Here is a 5,677-nt window from a genome sequence, read left to right on the forward strand (position 1 = left end):
ACCAACGTAAATTAACTTCAGCTATCAAAGTATCTCGTATCATGGGATTACTTCCATTCGTAGCAGAAGACAAATAAGACATAAATAAAAGCACAACAAGGTTTAATAAACTCTTGTTGTGCTTTTTTTATTTATATAAATGAAATTGTTGCAAAAGTGAAGATTACTTAATTAGATATTTGGTATAATTATTGTAAAAAAAATCTAAATAATTTAATAAATAGTTGCTGATCAAATACCTAATCTTTATTCAATTTATGGGGGGATATTATGAAAGTTGAGAAAACATTTTCATCTTTTGTATTAGTTGATTCTAATCTGAAGATTATTAAGTTAGTTCTTTTAAAGAAATAACGTCTTTTTTCGCTAATGTTTTTCATTTTCACATTCATTCATTTGTTCATATACGTGAGTTTTCGCTTTTCTTCTATATAAATATGCTAAATTATTGAATATATAGTAAATAAGCCACGATTTATGGAAAATTCTATATTTATATAAATATAGAATAATATATAAAAATTGACTTAATTATACATATTGGGTAAGCTTTAGTCGTGTCCTAGCAAGAAACAATATAAAAAATGGGTTGGCTTTAAATTGACTTTAAAAATTAGCAAAGAAAAATTATCCATAATTTCACTTTTAATTTTATCTATCTCGATTATTTTTTCAGCACAAGCATTCGCATCATCCTCTACTGCGACCAAACCACTTAAAGAACGTAGTAAAGAAGGTAGTATATTTTATGCTGTGGGCGGATATGCAGAACTTAGAGCAGATATATTAGGTGGAACGGGCAATGGGGAAAGTATTTTAAAGCAATCCATAGCATGGTACCCAGATCCTGAATTGTATTCGGTTAACGTTAATTCGCAAAATAAGCCAGCAGCTAATACTCATTATCATTTAAATAATAGCGATGGGTATTATGTAGTTGCTAAAGGTGATTTAACACTTAACCTCAAAGCAACTTTAAAAGAATAACTTCCAGTAGCTTACACGATCAAACTTACTAGTTAAAAGTTTAATAATTTTGCTAGGACACTTTATCTATTAGTCGTCAGTTAGGAGGGTAACCAATGTTACATTGTATAAAATACGACTTATATCATTTTTTTAGACAACCCAAATGGTCTATATTATTTATTACATCTATTATTGTTAGTATTGTTTTACCAAAAAATAATTTAACGAGTTTTTCGATTTTACCATTAATGGTTTATTTTGTTATGACAATTAATCTACTATTTTTATTTTACGGTGCTGAAGAAGCCCGGACAGAAAAAAAGAATTTCATCATAGAACAATTCAAGCAACTACCTCTTTATAATCAGATGAGTATAAATAAACTAATTATATGGGGTTTTATTACTTTTGGATATTACGCAATTTTTTACACTACTTTACTAGTTTATATTCATTACAATTCAACTGAACAGTTAACATTTTATTTATTTAAAACCACGTTACTCTATACGTTCTTTATGTGGTTTTTACCATTTTATTTTTCAATAATTATTGGTTATATCGTATTTACATTCATCCCGAATATTTTTAGTTATATTTTCATGATTTTTATTTGGTTTTTAATTATGCCTTATAATTCTATGTTAGGTTTTATTCCACCATCTGTTGGGGCATGGTTAATAAACGGAGATCCTAACATTACTTCTATACCCTCTTTTTTCCCGTTAGAAAATATGCATATAAATAATGGTATATATGTGCAGCGTATTTTTATGTTATTAATTTTAATTACTACATTTATACTTTTAAGATTTAGAGTAACAAAAGTTGTTAAAGGTGGACTTTTTCTACTATTAACAGCAAGTGTTTTCATTCCGTTTATCTCTCCCTTTGTTCCGCAGATTATTAATGAGCAACATTTTTCTTTAAGTGGAAAAGATTTTGAAATATCTAATTTTAAAAATAAGAATGCCTATTCTTATAATCTGGATAATTATTCATTTGTTATTGACCATCATAAAAATAGACAAGAACTAAGCTATGAGGTGAAATTTGAAATTTTTTCTGATTTCAATGAAGTTCATTTAGCGCTGTGGGATGATTTTAAAATACAAAAAGTTCTTTTTAATGCGGAAGAAATTAACTTTGAACATAAAAATAATATTGTGACAATATCGCTACCTAAATCAACCGGGGAACTAACTTTTTTAGTAGAAACAAAAGAATACTTATCTGTTGGTCCTACTACTTTTGAGTTAATTGGGACAACTCCTTGGTATCCAATGAATCCACTAGAGGCAGCAAATCCTCTTAATGAAAGTAGAAAAGAACACTACAATATAAAATTCAAAAATAATGATAAAGTTATTAGTAATTTATCACTTGATAATACCGGGGATTGGAAAGGTTACATGTACGGTCCAACGTTATTAAAAGGGGAGTTCATAACAGAAAATAAAAGTACGTATCCGTTTTTCAAAAATACAGATGAAATTATTTTAAATAAACAGCGTGTTCAATCGGAAATCGACAAGATTAATAAAAAGTTATTAACAGAAGTTACTATGACATGTCAAAATTATTATACTCTAACAACCTATCCTGCTTTTAGTGCTAATCCAGATGAATGTTACTTTTTTGAAGATGAAAATCTTGTACAAGATAGTGCAATTTTAAATCAGCTATTTTTGAATGTAGGAGAAACAAGTTTATTCGAAGCTGTATATTTCGATATGATAACGCATGAATCTTGGATCAATTTTTTAAAAAATAAATATGACCCAGATCAAATTAATAAACTATTAACTTATTATCCAAAACTATCAAAAGAAGAAAAAAACCATTTAATTATAGAATGGTATCAGCAAACAAAGGGAGTTTTATCATTACAACAAATGGTGGAAGATTTGGAGGCTAATAATGCTAATCGTTAATGACATTTCAAAAAAAGTTAAAAATCATGATATTTTAAAAGAAACCTCTTTCAACCTAAATAATGGTGTGGTTGGATTGTTGGGTCCTAATGGCGCTGGAAAGACAACCTTATTACGTATTTTATCCACATATTTTGAACCAACAACCGGAACAATTTCATTAGGTAATTTAAATTGGGACAAAAACAAAGAAGAAATTCGAAAACATATTGGCTATATGCCACAACATATCGGACTTTTTCCGCATTTGAAGATTATTGAATATCTACAATATATCGGGATATTAAGGGGGATGGCATTAGAGCAAATAAAAGAACTTGCCTTAAAAACATTAATCGAAGTTAACTTGGAAGACAAAGCAAATATTAAAATAAAGAATCTTTCAGGCGGTATGAAACAGCGAGTTGGAATTGCTCAAGCTATTATGCATAATCCACAATTGTTAATTGTGGATGAACCAACTGCTGGCTTAGATCCAGAAGAACGTATTCGATTTAGAAATTTATTAAAACGAATTGCTCAAGAACGAATTGTTCTATTTTCAACTCACATTACTGAAGATATTGTGATGACTTGTGACGAGGTATTACTTATGAATAAGGGGACGGTTATGAAGTATTCTCATGTGCAAGATGTTGTCAGTATTGCGAATCAACTTGTTTGGACAGTTACTGTTGATTCAACTGCTTATAACTCCATGCTTATGAAAAAAGAATTCTTTATTAGTAATATTACGGAGGAACCTAGTTCGAATCAAATAACGTTACGAATTATTCATAATGAACAACCACATCCGCTAGCAGTTCAAATACATCCTACATTGGAGGAAGGTTATATGGTTTGGTTACAAAAGAGCTAACATATCTTATTTATATAATAAAAGTATATTGGGCGTTTTTTCTAATACCTATACTTACCTTATTATTTATCCTTCTTGAGTTTCAATTGGGTATGAACGAGATGGGAGAAGGAACAATTGTTTTATTGTTATTTCCACTATCAATATTACCAATAGTAGCTTTATTTAGTCATATAGGTTCACTGGAACAAAAAGAACTTCTCATAACGTTGCCTCTTTCTCATTGGCAGACTGGGATGATTCGGCCTTTAATATTAAGTGTTCTTGTTGGTTTAGCTTTTACTCTTCTTGTCAGTGAGTATATTAATAATGCATTTTTCTTAAGTGCTTTTACATCTATATTATTTTATTTTGCAATTGCTTCTTTTTCCATTTCATTTTTCAAACACTCAGGTCTAGGGGTACTTTTTTCTTTATTTTATTTGACATTTGGAATGTTTACTACAGGTATGGGACAAGGTCCGTTTTATTTGTCTCAATGGTATCGGCCAAAAGCCTTTACCGAAGTAAATGATTTCATAGGGTGGCAATTAATTGCTGTAATAATTCTTTACTTAGGTTCTGTATTTTTAATAAAATATCGAAGTAAGTTTAATATTAATTATTAAATAATTCTATTCGTAACGAAGTTAGGTTTCCGGCATGGAAAGTAACAAATGAATATTTAGAATGAAAGAAATACTTAGTTTTAATTAGACTAAGTATTTTACTTAAATCAACCGCACCTATGTGTTGCCACATACTATCCACGCAAGTTGAACTGATTGAATCATGGAAACGTTTAAAAGCATTTTTAATTTGTAACCCAATAAGCCTTAGCATAATTTCCTTTTATTCCATTGGCCACTTGTTGTTGTTTAGCAGATAAAGAACCTTTAAAAATTGGTATTAGTTTATTATAGGGTTGTATTTGCCATAAATTAATTATCAATATTTGGTAAAATATGTTTATATCGTGAATGTAAATATTCAAGGCCTTCTTCATCATTCTGTATTTCAAGTTCTAACTGTTTTTGCAGAAATTGATGTTTACCCCGAACTTCTTGGATTACTTGGTTCCATTCTTTAACCCATACTTCTACATTATCAGAATTATATATTAAGCCGAACTCTCGATCGGATTGTTTCATTTCCCTTTGGGCATGGCTGTTTAATTTGATACCAAGTAAAATGAATTTCCACTTTGTCTTTTGTTTATCAAAATGAGGATCATCATCGATAGCAAATGCATAGGATTTTATTTGTGAAAGTTCCTTTTCTCCAATGACACATGATGGCCTCTTAAGTTCAATTACTAGATTCTCATAGTGATCAGGCTCACCATGTAAGTCCTATGTCAGGTATATCATCTAAACCTTCTATTTTTTTGAAGTCTATTTCTGCTGCTACTTCTTTTCTATCTAGTATATTTTCCACGAACTGAAAATCGAGTGAAACGTAAATTAGCCTTCAAGAATCCAAAAACCAGTTCCACGTCAATTTTGCGTTGATGATAAATGGTACTCGTTTTTTCTTCTGAAAGCTTTCTTTTCACATATTCTTTTTGTTGTCCCACTTCTCATTCACCATTAACTTACGATTATTTCCTTCTTTATACATCTATAAAAATTATTTGAAAAATAGAAAATAATTTTTTAATTAAATCTATCTCAAAATCAACCCACATATATTTCTTTTTTTTAAAAATGTGTGGGGTTTCTTATTACAAAATTCTAAGTTTCTTCTATTATATTTATACTAGATTACACATGATTTGTAGTTTGGAAGTTTTAAACATTGAAGATACAAAGATTATACACAGTGTGGTAGACATAATTGCCGTTCTAATACTTCTAAATTAAAAAATGATAAGGAGGAGACATACTATGGCACCACGTCGCGGAGGCCGCAAACGCCGTAAAGTTTGCTACTTCAC

At 29.6% G+C, this 5,677-nt stretch carries 5 protein-coding genes and 1 pseudogene; 4 read left to right on the forward strand and 2 right to left on the reverse strand.

Annotated features, from left to right (window positions below; translation table 11 throughout):
* Positions 1–600: 600 nt before the first annotated feature.
* The 4 genes from AN161_RS18975 (at position 601) to AN161_RS18990 (ending at position 4,370) form a co-directional block, all read left to right on the forward strand.
* Entirely contained in the window at positions 601–987 is a 387-nt protein-coding gene (locus AN161_RS18975; protein ID WP_053595912.1) for a hypothetical protein, read from the forward strand.
* Positions 988–1,082: 95 nt separating this feature from the next.
* Complete coding sequence (locus tag AN161_RS18980) at positions 1,083–2,903, forward strand: hypothetical protein (RefSeq protein ID WP_053595913.1); 1,821 nt, start codon at positions 1,083–1,085, stop codon at positions 2,901–2,903.
* The gene (locus AN161_RS18985; RefSeq protein WP_053595914.1) at positions 2,890–3,762 is read left to right on the forward strand and encodes an ATP-binding cassette domain-containing protein; all 873 of its coding nucleotides are present in this window, start codon (positions 2,890–2,892) and stop codon (positions 3,760–3,762) included. Before AN161_RS18980 ends, AN161_RS18985 begins: the two co-directional genes overlap by 14 nt.
* Positions 3,744–4,370, forward strand: a complete 627-nt coding sequence (locus tag AN161_RS18990; protein ID WP_053595915.1) for a hypothetical protein — start codon at positions 3,744–3,746, stop codon at positions 4,368–4,370. The genes AN161_RS18985 and AN161_RS18990 overlap by 19 nt, the downstream gene beginning before the upstream one ends.
* Before the next feature lie 312 nt (positions 4,371–4,682).
* Here the strand turns inward: AN161_RS18990 and AN161_RS19000 are convergent, their stop codons facing one another.
* Both AN161_RS19000 and AN161_RS27740 read right to left on the reverse strand, forming a co-directional pair.
* The gene (locus tag AN161_RS19000) at positions 4,683–4,892 is read right to left on the reverse strand and encodes a hypothetical protein (protein WP_053595917.1); all 210 of its coding nucleotides are present in this window, start codon (positions 4,890–4,892) and stop codon (positions 4,683–4,685) included.
* A 281-nt stretch (positions 4,893–5,173) separates the two neighbouring features.
* Positions 5,174–5,343, reverse strand: a pseudogene (locus AN161_RS27740) (transposase); the annotation flags it as partial.
* Positions 5,344–5,677 lie beyond the last annotated feature (334 nt).

Source organism: Lysinibacillus sp. FJAT-14222 (assembly GCF_001278875.1).
Taxonomy (GTDB): Bacteria; Bacillota; Bacilli; order Bacillales_A; family Planococcaceae; genus Lysinibacillus; species Lysinibacillus agricola.